At 64.0% G+C, this 17,981-nt stretch carries 12 protein-coding genes; all 12 read right to left on the bottom strand.

What is annotated here, in order from left to right:
- Window positions 1-159: 159 nt before the first annotated feature.
- The 12 genes from tssA to tssE all read right to left on the bottom strand — a co-directional run bounded on the left by tssA (window position 160) and on the right by tssE (window position 17,964).
- The gene (gene tssA / locus V6093_RS03465; protein ID WP_014860345.1) at window positions 160-1,245 is read right to left on the bottom strand and encodes a type VI secretion system protein TssA; all 1,086 of its coding nucleotides are present in this window, start codon (window positions 1,243-1,245) and stop codon (window positions 160-162) included.
- 95 nt (window positions 1,246-1,340) lie between these two features.
- Window positions 1,341-1,859: a type VI secretion system tube protein Hcp gene (locus tag V6093_RS03470; protein WP_003248334.1), complete on the bottom strand. Its 519-nt coding sequence runs from the start codon at window positions 1,857-1,859 to the stop codon at window positions 1,341-1,343.
- A gap of 143 nt (window positions 1,860-2,002) precedes the next feature.
- Entirely contained in the window at window positions 2,003-4,498 is a 2,496-nt protein-coding gene (gene tssM / locus V6093_RS03475; protein ID WP_265978773.1) for a type VI secretion system membrane subunit TssM, read from the bottom strand.
- Window positions 4,495-5,403 (bottom strand): type VI secretion system-associated protein TagF, encoded by a 909-nt coding sequence (gene tagF / locus V6093_RS03480; protein ID WP_108078564.1) that lies wholly within the window; start codon window positions 5,401-5,403, stop codon window positions 4,495-4,497. Before tagF ends, tssM begins: the two co-directional genes overlap by 4 nt.
- Entirely contained in the window at window positions 5,400-9,203 is a 3,804-nt protein-coding gene (locus V6093_RS03485; protein WP_265978770.1) for a type VI secretion protein IcmF/TssM N-terminal domain-containing protein, read from the bottom strand. Before V6093_RS03485 ends, tagF begins: the two co-directional genes overlap by 4 nt.
- A gap of 30 nt (window positions 9,204-9,233) precedes the next feature.
- A complete protein-coding gene (icmH, locus tag V6093_RS03490; protein ID WP_004576640.1) occupies window positions 9,234-9,950 on the bottom strand; it encodes a type IVB secretion system protein IcmH/DotU in 717 nt (238 codons plus the stop codon).
- On the bottom strand, window positions 9,947-11,290 hold the full coding sequence (gene tssK / locus V6093_RS03495; RefSeq protein WP_003248343.1) for a type VI secretion system baseplate subunit TssK: 1,344 nt from the start codon (window positions 11,288-11,290) through the stop codon (window positions 9,947-9,949). Before tssK ends, icmH begins: the two co-directional genes overlap by 4 nt.
- Window positions 11,287-12,009: a type VI secretion system lipoprotein TssJ gene (gene tssJ, locus V6093_RS03500; protein WP_047604871.1), complete on the bottom strand. Its 723-nt coding sequence runs from the start codon at window positions 12,007-12,009 to the stop codon at window positions 11,287-11,289. Before tssJ ends, tssK begins: the two co-directional genes overlap by 4 nt.
- A 24-nt stretch (window positions 12,010-12,033) precedes the next feature.
- Window positions 12,034-14,631 (bottom strand): type VI secretion system ATPase TssH, encoded by a 2,598-nt coding sequence (tssH, locus tag V6093_RS03505; RefSeq protein WP_012052412.1) that lies wholly within the window; start codon window positions 14,629-14,631, stop codon window positions 12,034-12,036.
- Window positions 14,628-15,698 (bottom strand): type VI secretion system baseplate subunit TssG, encoded by a 1,071-nt coding sequence (gene tssG, locus V6093_RS03510; protein WP_012052411.1) that lies wholly within the window; start codon window positions 15,696-15,698, stop codon window positions 14,628-14,630. The genes tssH and tssG overlap by 4 nt, the downstream gene beginning before the upstream one ends.
- Window positions 15,662-17,482 (bottom strand): type VI secretion system baseplate subunit TssF, encoded by a 1,821-nt coding sequence (gene tssF / locus V6093_RS03515; protein ID WP_108078561.1) that lies wholly within the window; start codon window positions 17,480-17,482, stop codon window positions 15,662-15,664. The genes tssG and tssF overlap by 37 nt, the downstream gene beginning before the upstream one ends.
- Window positions 17,482-17,964 (bottom strand): type VI secretion system baseplate subunit TssE, encoded by a 483-nt coding sequence (gene tssE / locus V6093_RS03520; RefSeq protein WP_003248355.1) that lies wholly within the window; start codon window positions 17,962-17,964, stop codon window positions 17,482-17,484. Before tssE ends, tssF begins: the two co-directional genes overlap by 1 nt.
- Between the last annotated feature and the right edge of the window lie 17 nt (window positions 17,965-17,981).

Below are 17,981 nucleotides of genomic sequence, written 5' to 3' on the forward strand. Positions count from 1 at the left end.
CCTTGTCTGAAGCTGAGCAGTGCGCTCAAGTTAACAGCAATTGCAGCGCCCTTGCGTGGGCAGCAGTCAAGGAATCTACCCGATGGAGCCGGTGGGGTGGCAGGGCGCCGGCTGTTTTCGCCTTACCTGACGTTCGTCTCAAGGCTTTTATTGCAGACCCTAGCGGGTACCCAGCACATCGCGGATGTTGTCCACCACATTGTTGTCCTTGATCACGTCACTCAACCAGCCTTCCAACGGCATGTTGCCCCACTTGATCGCACGTTCGATCAGGTAGGGTACCGGGCTTTGCGGTTCGCTCTGCTTGAAATACTGGGCGATGCCCGCAAGCATGGTGAATGCCTCGTCGCGGGTCAGCGGGGTGGTGCGCAGGGCGGCAGGCGCGGTCGTCGGGGGCGTGGCATTCATCGGTTCACCTGCTTCGTGGAGGTTGGCAGCCATGGCCTGTGGCTGTGCTTCCTCCGGGATGGCGGGGTGTAGCTCTACGCCGCGGTCCTTGAGCAGTTTTTCCGCCAGCTGGCTGGCACGCGAAAGCATGTCGGCAAGGCTGGCAAAGCTGGGCGCCTCGTGGCCGAACAGGCGGTCGGCGCTGGCCTGCAGGCGTTTGCATGCATTCAGGCTGGTAGCGATCTGCTGGGCCTTGGCGCGCAGGTAATCGGTGTCGGTAAGCGCTACCGAGCGCTGGAAGATCTCGGCGTTGATCTTGCCTTCGTTCAGCGCTGTCTGCATTGCCTTGGGGTTTTGCAAGGCGAGGTTTTCTACATGGCGTGACTCGTCATAGCGCAACACGCCAAAATGCTGCCCTTGGATAATGGGCAAGCCACCGGCAATGTCGGTGAGCGTGGTCTTCAACCAGGACAGTCGCGCCGCGCGCTCGTCCAGGCCGTCTTCGAGGGTGGGATACAGCGTTTCCCAGAACGCAACCAGGAGCTGTTCGGTCAGCTCGAGGCCAAAGGTGATGCCTTCGAAGTGTTCACGTTGGGCCAGCCCCTCGCAGAGCCAGGCCACCAGCATCAGGTCTTTGCTTTGCTGCGCAAGCCCTTGAGCCGACAGGTTGATCACCTGCTCCCAGTCGGCAGTCTTCAAGTCGGTTTGCCAGTCGCCCTGGGTCAGGTAGTCAGGGTCCGCCCGGCGTGCCTCCTTGATCTGGTCGAACAAGGCAGAGAAGCTCAAGTCTTCACCACTGCCACCCTCGATAGGGGCGACCAGTGTGGCCAGCGAGAGGTCATTGAGAATTTCAGGCATAGAACACTCTGGACATGGCTAATGAACAGCGCGCCAGAAAACCCGGCGCGCTGCGGAACACAGGCCGCCGAAGCGGCCCATGGTTCGGTACGTGCTTAGGCAAACACTTTGTTCGCGGTGCGGTCCCAGCCACCTACGATGTTGCCGCCGGCCTGGCCGTCGGTGCGGTTCTGCTGGGTGTAGGTGGTTTTGATGCGGGCAAAGTTGAAGCTGATTTCTTCAACTGGCAGGTCGCTGACCGCCTTGTCTTCACCACTCTGGTTGCCACCGGCGACAAACCTGACCGAAGAGACCACCACTTCTTCCATGTCGATGGTCAGGTAGGTGACCTTGTCGCCACCGGCGCGGTTCACGTTCAGCTTCAGCTTGGCGATGTGCTTGCCGGTGCAGCAGTGTTCGAACAGTTTGGCCGATGCCTTGTCGACTGCCTTGCGGATCTTGAAGTCGCTCAGGGCAACGCGCTCGGAGGACGCACCGCCCGAAGAGCTGGCGGTTGCCGACGTAGCCTGGGTGGCGCCGTACTCGTAGCCCAGCACTTCGATCCAGTCCTTGTGTTTTTCATCCAGTACTTCGCCTGGGATGCCGTCGATTTGGATATACGCGTCAAATGCCATTGTGAAACTCTCCATTAACAACATGTAAAGGGTTGCTCATGCGCCCCTTGGTTTTGACCTTGCCGGGCGTGCCGGCAGAGGTAGCTTGCCGCCGCCCGGGCCTCATCCTGTGAGGCCCCAGCGACCGGTTATTGCGGCGTGGCTCAGTTAAGCCCACGCACTTCGATTTCCACCCGGCGGTTGGGCTCCAGGCACTTGATCAACTGCGTTCGCGGTTGTTGCATGTCGCAGTTGACCAATGGCTTGCGGCTGCCTTCGCCCTGCGCGACCACCAGCTCGGCAGGTACGCCCTTGCCAACCAGATAGGTGCGGATGGTTTGCGCCCGTTGTTTCGAAACCTGCAGGTTGCCCTGGCTGTCACCCAGTTGGTCGGCGTGCCCCGAGATGATGATCTTGCCGATATTCGGGGTGTTCAGCAGCTTGCTGGCAATTGCGCTCAGCTGATGCTGGCCTTCGTTTTTCAGGCTCTGGAAGTCGGCGCGGCCGAAGGCGAACAGGGTGTCGGACTCCAGCGTGATGGTCTCGATGGCACGCAGTGACTGGGCCCGCAGGCTATCGATGTAGTTGCGCGAACTGGACATCAGGAAGGCGTTGTCGAGGATGCGCGGTACATCTGGCTCTCGAATCTGGTCGCTGTAGAACGTGATCTGGCGGCTGGCGTACAGGTAGTCCTGGTTGCCACCGGCCTCGCTGCCAGCGGCGGCCATGCTCTTACCGGTATGGCGGGCGATGGCCGGGTACCAGTAGTCCGGCAGGTGCGCCTTGAGAAACGCCGGGTCGGCATGCTCGCGCTGGCCCGGAGAAAGCATCACGTAAGTGTCCAGGGCCGCCTTTCCGAAATTGGCGATCGACTGGGCCCGGTTGTCATGGGGCAGCGCCTCGGCCTCCACGCTGTCAATGCCGCTCACTGGCTGCAGCTCACGGGTGTTGCGCTGGTAGACCTTGAGCGTGGTCAGCAGGTACAGGGTGCGGGTCAGATTATCGGCCGTGGGCTTTAGCATCACATTCTGCAACGTGGCGAAGTAGCGGTCGCGCAGCAGCGGCTCGACCTCATGGCCCTGGTACAGGCCCAGGCGCATGCCGAGGGGCACGCCCTTTGCGTGGTGTTGCTCATGGTAGTGAGCAGCCCAGAAGCGCAGGCGGTCTAGGCTTCGCCAGGCGGTGTACTGGCCGCTGGCCGCCTGGTCGTCGGCCTTGGCCTGGGCCAGTTCGCCGGCAATGCTGGCCAGGGTGGCGCGGTTGTTCAGGTACGACCAGCCCCACAGGCTGCACAGCACCAGTGCCGCCAGGCCGGCGGCGCCAACCCACCCGGCCTTGCGCCGGCGTTCACGGTGGTTGCTGGTGTACAGCGCCACCAAATGCTGGTCGGGAATGATCACTTTGCGGAACAGGCTGTTGATGAACAGCGGCGCCGGCTGGCTGCCGGCAGTGCCCGTTCCTTCTGCGTGTTCGAGTGCGAAGCGTTCGGCCACATGCTGGCCGTGGCAGCCCCACTGAGCCTCGTCGGCCTGCAGCGCCGCGGTGAAATAGAAACCACGCAGCATTTCGGCATTCTGGTAAGGGTTGTCACGCAGCAGGCTGTCGACGAACTGATGCAGGCGCGGCTTGAGCGCGGCCAGCTCCAGCGGGAAGCGGTAGGCAGCGTCGTTCCGCCGGGTGACTTGGATGTCCTGCTGCACCAGCTGCTGGCTCGCCATCTGCCCCCAGTAACGGGTCAGCTCGTCCATCGCATTGCTGAAGCGCTGGCCCCAGTCGGCTTGCTCGTAACCTTTGTGAGAGAAGGTTTTACCCATCACTTCACCACGCGCGGCGTCGTCCAGCTGGCGATAAAACGCGGTGAAACCAGGGATCAGGTCGCACTTGGTGAAAACCAGGTAGATTGGCAGGCGCACTTCAAGCAGCGCGCAGCTTTCCTGAATGCGTTCGCGCAGGCGCTTGGCCACGCGCTCCTGGTCTTCGACCGAGCCATGCAGGATATCGGCGATGCTGACGCTGACGATCAAGCCGTTAAGGGGGCGGCGCTGGCGATGCTGGCGCAGCAGTTGCAAAAAGCCGCGCCACTTGCCGGCTTCCTCGGGGCTGTTCATGTAGCGCCCGGCAGTGTCCAGCAGTACCGCTTCAGAACTGAAGAACCAGTCGCAGTTGCGCGTGCCGCCCAGGCCCGCGACCCGCACGCCTTCGCGCTCGGCATAAGGGAAGTTCAGGCCCGACTGCAGGATCATCGTGCTCTTGCCGGCGGCAGGCTGACCAATGACCAGGTACCAGGGCAGGGCATACAGGGCATCCTTGTTCGAAGTACCGCGCGGCTTGTTGCTGTGCAGGCGCTCGATGCCCTGCAGCAAGCGCTCGCGCAACAGGCTGACTTCTTCCCGGTCGGCCGGGGCTGCACTGAGTACGGCCTGGTCGGCGTCGTCGCGCAGCAGGCCTTCAAGGTTGTGGTGCTGACCTACGCCGCGGTACAGCAGCAGTACATAGCCCGCCGACAGCAGCAGAAACACGCCGATCCCGGCCAGCAGGCTGTGCAGCGAGGCGAAGCCGAAGGCTCGGCCGATGGCCCAGACCAGGAAGATCGCCAGGAAGAATGCCACGCCCAGCAGGTAGGGTTGGTAGCGCAGGCAGTAGTACTTGAGCTTGTTCATACAGGTGTCGCATCCAGTGCATCGACGAACTGGTCGATGACATGTTCAAGGGGGCGGTCGTAATCGTGCAGCCGTGGCACCGTTGTCAGCGGGCTGAGCAACTCCAGGTGCTGGCGCGGGTCGGCACAGCCACTGAGCAGGCGGTAGGCACAGCTGGCGTGGCGCGCCGGGAAGCAGTACAGCTGCGGGTGCATGAAATCGTCGGCCAACAGGCTCACTGCCGGCAGCGCTCGGTGTTCGCTCATGCGGGCCAGCCAGGTCAGCCACAGGTCGGCAGTGGGGTTTTTAAGGCCACGTTCGGCCGGCAACGGCAATTCGATGCCGCCTGCAAAGTCGCCCAGCAGCGAGGCACGGCCGAGCTGCAGGTGGGCGAGGGCAGTGGCACTGTCGAAACCTGGCCAGGACCCATGAAGGGCACGGGCCACATCCGTGAAGCTGAAATCATGCAGGAACTTGGCGTGCACCCGGCGGAACAGGTCCAGGTCCTGGCCCTGCAGCGGGCGCAAGGCCTTGATCCGTTCGAACAGGCGGGTGCAGTCGGCGCCTTGCACGGCCTGGTGCAGCATCGGCTTGATCTGCGCGCTGAACAGCTCGCCAAGCGTGAACGGGTTGACCAGCCCAGTACTGTCATCGCCCTTGAGCAACTGGAAGATGAAGAACGGGTAGCGCCGCTGGCTGGCATCGCGCGAGCTGAGCAGGCCACCCAGTAGCCAGTTGCCGTTGCGTGCGCGGTAGGTGAAAAAACACATCGGCAGCGCGTCGAACAACGCCTGCCAGTCATCGCGGTAGCGCATGGCTGCCAGCGATGACTGCAACCAGGCGTCGAACTCGCAGACTTCTTCCGCCGCCCCATGCAGGCTGACGAAATCTGCGCTCGACGGCAGCTTGCCGAAGCAACCAATCATTGCGCGCCCCTGCTGTTGAGGGCGCTCAGGGCCTTGACGTCACCCAGATCGGTCAGCTTGACCCCGCCGAAGTTGCGCACGACAAGGCTTACGCGGCCACTGGCGGTGTTCCAGCTGAAGCGTTGCTGAATGCCGTCCAGGTCGTCGACCCGAGCGCTCTCGTTCATGCGCAGCAGGCCCCACCGCCCTGGGAAGTCGAACACGGTGACCCGTGTGCCGCTCAGGGTGACGACGTCCAGGCGCGCGCCCGGCGCGGTGCTGGTGCCCGGCCAGGCGAAGCGGTTCCAGCTGCTGCGGCCGTTGCGGTAGTGCTGCTCCTGGCCATCGAGGGTGAAGACGATGTCGGTGAAGTTGGCTGAAGGCTCCAGCATGATTTCGAAGCCGTTGTCACGGTCCGACAGGCTGGCGATCACCTGGCCCACGGAGCTGGCCTTGTCGATGCTGTTGAGCATGCCAGGGTTGACCAGCGCCGGCCCCTTGCCATCGCCCACACCCAGACCTTCACCACCGGCCAGGTTGCCGATTTCGTTGCGCTTGAAGGCCGGCAGCAGGCCGCTGTCGGGATCTACGAAGCGTTGCAGGTCTTTCACCGAAGCCTCGTTGCGGCTGCTGCCGGCAATCGGGTAACGGTGTGCCATGACCTGCTCCCAGGGCTTGGCGATCTGCTGCGCCCAGGCCTTGGCGATCTGCTCGCCGGCCGGGTCGCGCAGGGTCGCCCAGGCATACTGGATGGGCAGGCTGAACAACCCCTGCAGCGAGCGCGACAGGCCATCCTGGCTGGTGTCGACGCTGCTTTCCACGTAGTTGCGCACGGTGGTGATTTCGCTCGGCTGGCCTTCCAGGGTCTCGCTGATCAACTGTTTGCTGCTCTTGCCCACATCCTGCGAGCGCTGGATGTTGTTCATGCGCACCTTGAGTTTGCGCAAGGCGGCCAGGTAGCGGTCCATGATGGTGCTGTCGGCACCTTCGGCGTTGTTTTCGGCGAACACCCGCGCCACCGGCTCGAAGCGCTTGGCCAGGCTGCCGTCGTCCACCGCCGGCAGGGCCGGGGCGACGTTGGCAGGCAGGGTGTCGTTGGCGTCGAACAGACCGGTGACCTTGCTCCAGAAACCGTCATCGCGGGGGGTGCCGGGGGCCGGGATGGCTTGCTTGACCGGCAGGTCCCACTGGGTATTGTCGTTGACCGCTTGCAGCAGGTTCTTCACTGGCGAGTTCTGCACGTCGCTCAACAGCCCCAGCTCCCGGGTCGCCGAGGCCAGGTCGGCGAAGTGGCGTACGCCAACGCTGCTGACCATCTTGTACCAGGCCTGGGTGTAGTCGCGCTTGTAGCGGGTCATGAACTCGCGCACGAAGTTGGCCTTCTGCACGAGGGCATCGCCGCCTTCGCCGTCCAGCACCCAGTCCGACTCGTTGCGCAGGTTGCCCGACACCAGCTTGATCAGCTCGGGCTTGACGAAGGTGTCCCAGCCCTGGCGGGTGTAGATCGCCGGCACACCAGCGGTTCCGTACAGCAGCGCGCGGCCTGGTTGCGGGACCAGGTCGTTGAGGCTCAGCGCCGGGAACTGCCGGCTCGACTCGAGCTGCAGGCGCAGGTACTCGCGATCGACCAGCGAGCTGGAGATCATGAACGACTTGAGGTTCTGCCGGGTTTCGTTGATCAACTGTTCGTTGCGCGGCAACGACGGCGCTTGGCCCTGCTCCAGCAACTGCACGTACAGCGGGGCATTTTCCGCGATCACGCCAGCGTCGGCCGGGGTGCCTTCGGCTGCGGCGCTGGCCCAGGCCTGGGGCAGGCTGGCAGCGACGAAGGCCGGGTCTGGATGGGCCTGGGGCTCGGTCAGCAACAGGTACAGCTTGAGGGTGTTGTAGGCCTCGATGATCGAGGCCACCTGCTGCTCGTCCAGGCGCCCGAGCATTTCTTCGGACAGTGAAAGCCCACCGGTGGCGGCGGACAGCTCGGCGCCATCGCTGGCAGTGGCCAGGTTGACCTTGGCGGCATAGGCGCCAGCGCGGGTGTTGCCCAGCGCGGCCTTGGCCCTGGCTGCAACGGCAGGGGCCAGCGGCTTGCCATTGCGCTTCTTCGGCAGCGGGGCCGGGGTGAATTCCAGCTCCTGGTTGATACCGTTGGCGAAGGTGTTGAACGCCCGCATCTGCACTTGCAGGCTGCGTGCGATCGGTTCCAGCGCCTGGCTGCGCAGCTGCGCCAGGTAGGCGCTGCGGGTCACCTGGTGAATCGCCTCGCCCTGGTACAGGCCGCCACCCAGCTGCAAGGGCACTCCCTGCAGGCGATGGGCCTCGACGTTGGCCATCTGCTCACGCAGCACTTCCAGGCCCTTGCCTGCGGCCAGCTGCTGCTCGCGGTCTGCTGCCTGCTCGATGTGCGCCAGCTGCCCACGCAGGCTGTCCAGCCACTGGCGGTTATTGGCGAACGACAGCGCTTGCCAACCGATGAACAGCAACCCGGTGGCGGCGGCCAGGCCCAGTAGCAGCGGGCTGAACGCAGCCTGGCGGCCCAGGCGCGACTGGTAAAGGATCAGGTCGCGGTCGGGGAAGATCACCTGGCGGAAGGTGTCGGTGATGAAGTAGCTGCGGTTGCCCAGGGCCTTGCCGACGTGCCCGGCCTGTTCATCGTAGGCGGCCTGCAGGGCGAATTCGTCGGCGATGACGTCTTCATAGACCTGCCCCAGTTGCTGCCCGTTCTGCAGTGCGCTGGTGAAGTACAGGCCACGTAGCAGCAGCGGGGCACCGCCGCGATGGCCGCGGGTGAAGTGGTCGAGGAATTGCTCGAGCACACCGCTGAGGGCGGCGAAGTACTGCGGGAAATTCAGCAGGGTGCTGTCGGCTTCGGCACCGAGGGCGATCATCTGCGCGTCGACGTGCTGGCGAATATGAGCCTGCAGCTTCTTCAGGCGCGTCTGCAGCACGGCGTGCAGGCCGTTGGTGCGGATTTCCGAAAGGCCAAAGGTCATGCCCAGCGGCTGCTGGCGTTCGTGCAGGTCGAGGCCGTCGAAAGCCTGGCTGAAGCCCGGCAACTGGTCGGTCTTGCTCAGCATCAGGTAAACCGGCGGGTTGGCATCGAGGCATTCGGCGTATTCTTCCACCCGTGCCACCAGCTGGGCCGCCAGGGCATTGCGCTCATCGCTGTTGGCCGCCAGCAGCTCGGGCAGGCTGACCACAAGCACCAGGCCATTGATCGCCGCTTTGCCGCGCTGCTTACGCAGCATGCGCAGAAAGGCCGAGAACTCGCTGGCCGACTGGTCGTCGCGCAGGTAGCGCCCGGCGGTGTCGATCATCACGGCGTCGGGGCTGAAGTACCAGTCGCAGTGCTGGGTGCCGCTTTCGCTGTCGTTGGCCGTAGCGATGCTGGCCGACAGGCCGGAATGGGTCAGCAGCGAGGTCTTGCCGGCCGCCGACATGCCGACCACCAGGTACCAGGGCAGGTCGGACAGGGCCGCCTTGCCGCCGCCACCCGCGGAGCGGTCGGTGCGCAGCATGGCGATGGCGTGCTTCAGGCGCTCACGCAGCACCTGCTGGTCACGGAACTCGCCAGTGGCATTCCACGAGCGGTCGACCTCGATCTGCAGCAGGTTCTCCAGGTTGTGTTCGGCGCGAATGCGCTGGTATTGGCGCAGCACGATTACCAGCAGGAAGCAGGCACTGATGATTGCCAGCGCTTCAGGCACGTGATGACGCAGCCACGGCACCAGCGGCGCGGCCAGCCAGCAAATCAACAGGCTAGCCAGCCACAGCAATGGCAGCAGCACCCAGAAACTTTTCAACAGACGCAGTAATGTTTTCATGTCTTCCTGACTCGGCTACCGGGTACGTGCTCAGGCACTGAACAGCTGGCGGATTTGTTCGGACAGGGCGGCGACGTCCTTGTCCAGCAACCAGTCCAGCGTCAGGTACACGGCGACGCAGACCAACGCGATCAGCGCCAGATACACCCACAGCGGTACTTCATGGCGCAGCATCTGCGACACCTGGTCGGGCAGTGCCCAGTCCGGTGACAGGGCTTTGGGCGCTTTGCGGTAGCGGGCGATATCCTGGCCCAGTGTATTGGCCAGGTAACGCAACTGGTCCTTTTGGCCGAGGCTGAACTTGCCCTCGAAGCCCAGTGCCAGGCACAGGTGGTAGACCTCGAGCACGTCGATGTTCTGCTTGACGTCGGCGCGCAGCGCATCGACCTTCTCGAAGAACCCTTCGCCGGCCAGGTGCACGCCGAAATAGCGGAACTGCAACGGCTGCAGCTCAAAGTGCCGACGCAGCGCATTGTCGTCCGAGCGCAGTACGCTTTCGTCGAGGAAGGCGCACAACGCGTATTGGGTGTCCTTGACCTGCTCGACGCTATAGTTGGCGGCACGGGCATCACGTTCCAGGTTGGCGAAGAAGCGTTCGACGCTACCTTCGAAGGCCTGCACCGAGGTCACCTGGCGGCCGCGACGTACGATCAACGCCATGCTGATGAAGTCCTGGACCAGGTCCTTGAGCGTCGGTTTGTCGCTGGCGGCCGGGACGGCGCCCTGTTGCAGTACGGCTTCGGTCATTTGAGCACCGCCATCAGTTCAAGCTTGAGGTTGGTAAAGGCGCTGGGCGCATAGAAGCAGATGGCCTGGGCGCTGATCATTCGCTCATACACAGTGCCGTGTGGCTCGATGGCGAAGTACTGGTTGTCCAGGCGCACCGGAATTGCGTTCGGCAGCCGCGCGGCATGATTGAGGGTGACACCCGGCATGGCGCTGTTGACCACCACTTCAATGTCTTCCGGCGAACCGACCTTGAAGGCACGGGGCACCAGCTCCAGCAGGCTGGCGCCGGGCATGTCGGCATGCACGGCGATATAGAAGTCGGCTTCGGCCAGGCGCGGGTCGTGCAGTTGGCCTTGCCAGTGCGATGGCTTGGTCTGGGTCAGGTTGATGACAATGCACTGGTTGGGCACGACGTTGTCGAGCATCACCCGGATCATTTCGTCGAGCTTGACCAGCGACGCGGCCGGGTCGTGGTGGTCGTACTCGGGGATGTCGCTGAGCTGGGTGTCCAGGGTGAAGGTCAGCAGGCCGCCGGCCAGGTCGGCCAGGAACAGGTACAGGCGCTCCGGGTGCAGGCGCGGGTGGGCCAGTAGATGCGCCAGCTGCGGGTGGGCACGGTTGACCGTGTTCAGCAGCCAGAACAGGGTCACATCGCTGGAGCCGAACTCGGCGATCTGGTCGGCGCGCTCGCGGCGTCGGCCGGAAAGCGCCTTGCTCTTGGCCTGCAGGGCGCCGAGCAGGCGCTTGCCGATGCCGGCAATGGTCTCGTGGCTGCCCAGGTGCAAGGTGGGGTGGACGAAATGTGGGTCAACGTTGAAACCGCCCATGCTGTTGCGTGTCAGCTTGGCCAGTGGGCAGTGGCTGTAACCGTCGAGGCTGTCACCGTCGACCAGCAGTACGACGTTCAGGCGCAAGCTGGTGATTTCGTTTTCCAGCTCGCCTTCATTAAGGTCGGGCAGGGTGTCGAACTGCTTGCGGAAACGCCGTGCGGCCTTGTGTTCGTGGCCATCCTCGACGTAGTTGAGGCCGAATGGCTCGGGCAGCTTGAGCGCGGCATACACCTTCAGGTCGTTGGCCTTGAGCAGGTCCTTGAGGTCGCGCGCGGCCGGCAGCGGATCGTGCTGCGGCGCGTCGTAGAGGCTGCCATCGGGGAACACCAGCTTCAGGCGCTTGAGCTGCAGTGAACCATTGGCCAGGGCGTCCTCGTCCACCTGCAGCGCCTGAACCCCCCAATGGAAAGGGGTGCTGCGCAGGGTCGCCTCAGCCAACTGGTGCTGATGGAATTCGTCCTGATACTGGAAGTGCTGGGGCAGCAGGAACATGCCTTCCGACCACATCACCCGGCTCTGCTTGCTCATTTGACGCTATCCACTAAAGAATTGAAGGTTGAATCCATGGCGTTGCTGGCCGACTGGCTGGCGGCGTCGGTGGCTTTGTCGATGGCCGCGTCCTGCACCTTGTCGGTGAGGGTCGCGTCGGCATCCTTGGCCTTCTGCGCAGCGGCAAGCTGGTCGGCGGTCGGCGGTTTGTTCAGTACGTCTACGCCCCGCATGGCGCTGATTTCGGTGTTGTCCACCAGCACCCGCAGGCCGTCGGAGGAGAACCAGATACCGTCCTTGCGCAGCGAGTTGGCGTCGAAGGCGACTTTCCAGCGCGCGTCCTGCTCATCGCGGAAGAACGCCGCCACGCCGACGTAGCGCGCGTTCTTGGCCAGCGGCCACTGGTCGATCTGGCCAATGCCAGGCAGCAGGGTGATCTCGCGGGTTTCCACCAGGGTGTTGCCCAAGGCTTTTTCCGGGGCGTTCCACAGGGTCTCGGCATCGGTAGCCGCGAAGCGCTCGAGGTCGGTCAGCTGATACACGCGCATCACCACCGACAGCGGCTTGCCCTCGGCGTCGGGGTTGAGCTGGTTGCCGCCGTCGGATGTCAGGATGACCTTTTCGCTGTCGGCCAGCATGTCGGCCGCCCAGCTGTCTTCCATGCGCTTGCCGATACGGTCGGTGACCCCGCAGCCGGCCAGCGCCACCAGCAAGGCGGCTGCGGTCAGGCGTTTGAGGACGATGTGCTTGTGTTGCATGACGGCAAAACCTCCGGGTACTGGTCAGGCCAGGCGATAGGCGAAATCGCCATCGCTGCCCAGCTCGATCGCAAGGTGCTGGATCGGCGCGTCCTGGGCCATGCGCTCGAGCACGCGCTGGGCGAGTTCGGGCATCAGGGTCTGGGACAGGATGTTGTCGATGTTGCGTGCGCCGCTGTCGACCTCGGTGCAGCGGGCGGCGATGGCCTTGACCAGCGCCTGGTCATAGCTGAGCTCGGCCTGGTGGTTGCGGGCGAAGCGCTTGGCGATGCGTTCGAGCTTGAGGGCGACGATGCGCTCGAGGATCTGGTCCTGCACCGGGTAGAACGGCACGATGCTCAGGCGACCGAGGAAGGCCGGTTTGAACACATGGTTGAGCTGGTCGCGCAGGTCCTCGACGATCGCCTCGGGCGTCGGCAGCTCGGTGGCGTTCAGGCAGGTCTGCATGATGCGCTCGGTGCCGGTGTTGGAGGTGAGGATGATCACCGTGTTGCGGAAATTGATCTCGCGGCCCTCGCCATCGTCCAGCACGCCCTTGTCGAACACCTGGAAGAACAGTTCGAGCACGTCGGGGTGGGCTTTTTCCACCTCGTCGAGCAGCACCACACTGTACGGCTTGCGGCGCACCGCTTCGGTCAGCACGCCGCCTTCGCCGTAGCCGACGTAGCCGGGTGGCGAGCCCTTGAGGCTCGACACGGTGTGGGCCTCCTGGTACTCGGACATGTTGATGGTGATCAGGTTGCGCTCGCCGCCGTACAGGGTGTCGGCCAGGGCCAGGGCGGTTTCGGTCTTGCCGACACCGCTGGGGCCGAGCAGCAGGAACACGCCAATCGGTTTGTTCGGGTCTTCCATGCGCGCTCGGGAAATCTTGATGCGCTTGCCGATCTCGTGCAGGGCGTGGTCCTGGCCCAGCACGCGTTCACCAAGCAGGGCCGGCAGGCGCTGCACGGTATCGATTTCGTCACGCAGCATCTTGCCCAGCGGGATGCCGGTCCAGCCGCTGATGACCTGGGCGATGGCGCCGCTGTCGACCAGCGCATGGACCAGTGGCTGGTCGCCTTGCACGCGCGCCAGCTCGGCACGCAGGGTATTGAGCTGCTGGGCGTCGGCATCGTTGGCGGCGTCCAGCGCCTTGAGCTGTTCGACCAGCTCCAGCTCCTGCTGCCACTGGGCATTGAGTTGCTGTTCTTGTTGCTGCTCGGCCTGCAGGGCAGCCTGCAGCGCTTCCAGGCGGCGGGCATGGTCGTGCCCCTTGCCGGCTTCGTGGCCGAGCACGCCGATTTCTGCTTGCAGGTTGTCGATCTGCCGGCGGCAGTCTTCCAGTGCGCCGGGCAGCGAAGATTGCGCCAGGGCAATGCGCGCGCAGGCCGTGTCGAGCACGCTGACCGCCTTGTCGGGCAGCTGGCGGCCGGTGATGTAGCGGTTGGACAGGCGTACCGCCTGCACCAGCGCTTCGTCCATCACCGCCACCTTGTGGTGCTCGCGCATCTTGCCGAGCAGGCCGCGCAGCATGTGAATGGCCTTGTCTTCGTCGGGCTCTTCCACTTTGACCACCTGGAAGCGGCGGGCGAGGGCGGCGTCCTTCTCGAAGTACTTCTTGTATTCGGCCCAGGTAGTGGCAGCGATGGTGCGCAACTCGCCTCGGGCCAGGGCCGGCTTGAGCAGGTTGGCGGCATCGTTCTGCCCGGCCTGGCCACCGGAGCCGATCAGGGTGTGGGCTTCGTCGATGAACAGGATGATCGGGTGCAGGCTGCGCTTGACCTCTTCGATCACAGCCTTGAGGCGGTTCTCGAACTCGCCCTTGACCCCGGCGCCGGCCTGCAACAGGCCCAGGTCGAGGGTGTGCAGGGCAACGTCCTTGAGCACCGCCGGCACGTCACCCTGGGCGATGCGCAGCGCCAGGCCTTCGACCACGGCGGTTTTGCCGACCCCGGCTTCGCCCGTGAGGATCGGGTTGTTCTGCCGGCGGCGGGTGAGTATGTCGACCATCTGCCGTACTTCGAACTCACGGCCCAGCACCGGGTCGATGCGGCCCTCGCGGGCGCTTTGGGTAAGGTTGACCGTGTACTGGTCCAGCGCTGGGGTCTTGCCGCTGGCCTTGCTCGACGTGCTCACTGGCGCCGCTGGGCTGGCCAGTGGGCTGGCCTGCCTGGACTCGGCGCTACCCTCCACCAGCGCGGCAAGGTTCAGGCGCAGGTCATCGGCGTTGATTTTTTCCAGCTCCGGCGCCGAGGCGATCACCACGCGACGCAGTTCAGCATCGTCAAGCAGAGCCTGCAGCAGGTGAGCGCTGCGCACCTGGCCTACGCCGTATTCGATCGAGGCCAGCAACCAGGCTTGCTCGATCATGCGGGTAATGTGCGGCGACAGCGCCGGGGTGCGGGTATTACCTTTCTTGAAGGTGCCCAGGGCGGTGACCAGCTGCGCTTGCAGGCGTTCGGCGACGACCTCGTAGTGGCGCAGGATCGGCGCCAGGTCGCTGTCGTTGTTGTCGAGCAATTGCAGCAGCAGGTGCTCCACTTCCACGTCGTAATGGTGCTCGGACAGGCACAGGGCCGCCGCGCTTTCGGTTGCCGTGCGGCTGGTTTCGTTGAGCTTGGCGAACAGAGACTTCAGGTTCACAAGGCGACCCCATCGTAAGGAATGTGGAAAACGGCGCAACGCGAAGGCTCCGCGTCACGACCCGGGCGTTTGAGCCAACCCAGCCAGCCCAGGGCGACATTGCCGCTGCGGCCCAGCTGGGCGCGTGGCACCGCCTCGCGCTTGAGGCGCGGGGCAATTTCGAAATCCAGTTCGGCACCTATATAGAAGCGCACCAGCTCGACCAGCTTGCGGTAGCAGGCGGTGCCCGGCTGGAAGCGCTGGTAGTCGGCCAGGTTCAGCGGGCCCAGCTCGATACGGATGCACGACTGATAGTCCCAGACCCGGTTGCCGGCGACGGCGCTGTGGCCGAGCTGGGCATTGCGGCGGCCAAGCTGGGTGCATTGTTCGGGCTGCAGGTGCAGCCAGCGCCCGGCGAACGGCTGGACCTTGATCGGCAGCGAGAAATAGAAACCGAGCATGCGTTCAAGGTTCAGCGCATTGCGCGGCTTCTGGCTGAGCAGGCCGGCAAAATAGCTGAACAGCTCACGACGCAATGCTGACGGTTGCTCTTCGAACTTCAGCTTCTGGGCGCGCGGCCCGAGGCCAACCAGGTTGAGCAGGTAGCCGTCGAAGCCCGAAGTGCCATTGCGCTCGTGTTCGATGTGGAATTTGTATTTTTGCCAGGCCTCGTAGAACAGCGTGGTCATGCGGTGCGAGAAGATGTCGAGAAACGCATGGGCGGCATCGTCGCGATACTGCACGTGGCGCTCGAGCAGTAGCTCGGTGTACGGGCGTGGCAGCACGCCTGACGGCCCGACCAGGCCCATGAAGGTGACCTGCACTTCCGACAGCGGCAAGCCGGCCGGCGACACCTTGCCTTCGCGCTCGAAGTGCAGGTCGCTGACCTCGCTGGCCGGGAACGCCAGCGACAGCTGGGTACGAAAACGCAGCGGGTCTTCGTGCGGCCGGGTTGCCAGGTCCATGCGCCCGGTGCGGCTGTAGTGCAGGCGGAGCAGGCGCACCAATTGAAAGAATTCGAATCGGTGCGGCTCGGCTCGGGCCTGATCGATCAGACCAGGGGCTGATCGCCGGTGCGTGCTGGCCATTGTACGACTCTCTTTTCTCGTTGTTGGGTGCGCAGGGTCAGTTGGGTGAAGCTGTTCATCGAGCAGTACTGGCCGAAGAAGTGGTCCAGCACTTTGCCGAACAGAAACACGCCGCTGCCGATGAACTGGCTTTCGTCCAGGGTCAGGGTGATGCCGACGCCGCGCACGAAATTTGGCCGCGGGTGGCCGATGCGCGCGACCACCGGTTCGCTGCTGATCGCCTTGATGCCGTTGATCTGTTTGCGAATGGCGGAAACATTGCGGTAGTTGTACAGCGACAACAGCTCCAGCAGCACTTCCCGGCCCTGGCTGACCAGCGACAGATGGTTCAGCGACAGGTGGGCGATCAACCGCCAGATCAGGCCCTTGCCCAAGGGCACACGCACCGTGGCGGTGGGCTTGCGCAGGCAGCGGATATCCTTGATCACCGCGTTGGCGGGAATGGTGAAATCGCCCCGTTCCCCACCGAACGGCAGCAGCAGCGGCACGTCGCGGTTGCTGCAGGTAAGGCCGATGCTGAGGGTGTCGCTGCTGGCGTCGATCAATTCCAGATCGCGGTCGACCACGCGGATGCTCATGGCAGTGGCGTCACCCTGGTTTCGCCGGCGCGCGACCCAGAAGCTGCTGTGTGGGTCTTGCTCACCCCGGGGTTCGAAAAACGGCTGGCAGGTGGCGACCTGGTCGATACCGCCGAGTTTGCGCACCCGCCGTACCCGGTCGATCGAGACCACCTCTGCAGCGTTGTGCAGCCGTGTGTCAGGGGTGACCGGGTATTCGTGCTGGGTGTGGGTCAGCTTGATCGGCTCGGCCTGCTGGCGGAACAGGTTGATGATCGGCGTGCAGTTGAGCTTGAAGTTGTTGCGCCCGATGTTCTGGGTCAGCCGCGCCAGGCGCTCGCTGAGGTCGTAGTCGGAGAAATAGAAGTTGACCTCTACCTGCTCGATGGCCTTGCCCTGCAGGATGCGGGCAAATCCACTGAGGTCGAAGAACATGAACTTGTCGGGGAAGGTGAAATACTCGTGCAGCAGGCGGTAGCCCAGGAATGAGCGCTCGGAGTAGTCCACCAGGCCTTCGTCACGGGCGTAGCCCACGGTGTTCAGGGCATCGGCCGGCAGCGCCACTTCGCGGCGGCGGCCCTGGTCGTCGAAGCTCAGCGTGGCCTTGGCCAGGTTGTTGAACAGCAGCTCGTACAGCTGCAGCATCAGGGTTGCTTCGCCGTCGAGGAAGAACCGCAGGCGGTTCATGTCCATCTGCCCGAACAGGGCATCGCCAGTGGCTGCCAGGCGGATGCGCAGACGAGCGACCAGGTCGGCGCTGTGCCCGTTGAAGGCCGAGCGTTCCATTTCCGTGAACGAGGCCTGCTGCACGGCAATCGGCCACAACTCTACCGGGTAGCAGGTGCGGAACTTGCACACCACGCCTTCCACGGGATTGGCATGCATCTCGGTATGGCGCGCCACGCGGTAGGCTTCGGTGACTTTTTCGTGCCTGCCCAGGCTCAGTTCGACAATCGACATCGACGGAGTAGGGCGCAGGTAGTGGGGGTACAGCACCTCGAGGAAGGATTCGACGATTTCCGGAAACTCGTCATCGAGTTTCTTGTGCACCCGCGCAGACAGGAACGAGAACGCCTCGATCAGGCGCTCGGTGTGCGGGTCTTCGCAGTTGTCGCCTTCGATCAGCAGCCGCGAAGCGATCTTCGGGTACTGCGCGGCAAACTCCTGGCCGAGAAAGCGCAGGTGCGACAGTTCCTTTTCGTAGTAGGGCAGCAGTTCGTCGAGCATCAGTTGAGGTTCTGCACTTTGTATTCCTGGGTGTTGACCTGCAGCACGGCGTCGAATGACACCTGGCGGCTGATGTCCTGCAGACGCAATACGGCGTCCACGCGGAAGGTCAACATGCGGTGGCCGTTCTGCTGGGCCAACAGCTGAACACGGACCCGGCGAAAGCGCCGGTCTCCGGTGCTGATCGCCCGCTCCAGCTGTTGCTGGATCAGGCGACGATCGTGCGGGTCGAGCACGCTGCGGCTGATGAAGTCCGGCATGCCGTATTCAAGGATGGAACCACCGAGCTGGCTGAAGCCGTCGAGCTCTTCGGCGACCAGGGACTGGCGGGTGTTCACCAGGACTTCGAGGTCGCGGACGATGCTGGCCTTGTACTCGGCCAGCGAGCAGGTGCGCTGCGCTGCGGGCTCGGCCGACTGGTAGGGACGGTCGTCCAGCAGTCGGTCGAGCAGCGAGGGCAGCAGGCGGGCCTGGTTACTCATGTGTCATCCCTGTACAC

The sequence above is a fragment of the Pseudomonas putida group bacterium ESBL64 genome (genome assembly GCF_045277175.1).
Classification (GTDB): Bacteria; Pseudomonadota; Gammaproteobacteria; order Pseudomonadales; family Pseudomonadaceae; genus Aquipseudomonas; species Aquipseudomonas alloputida.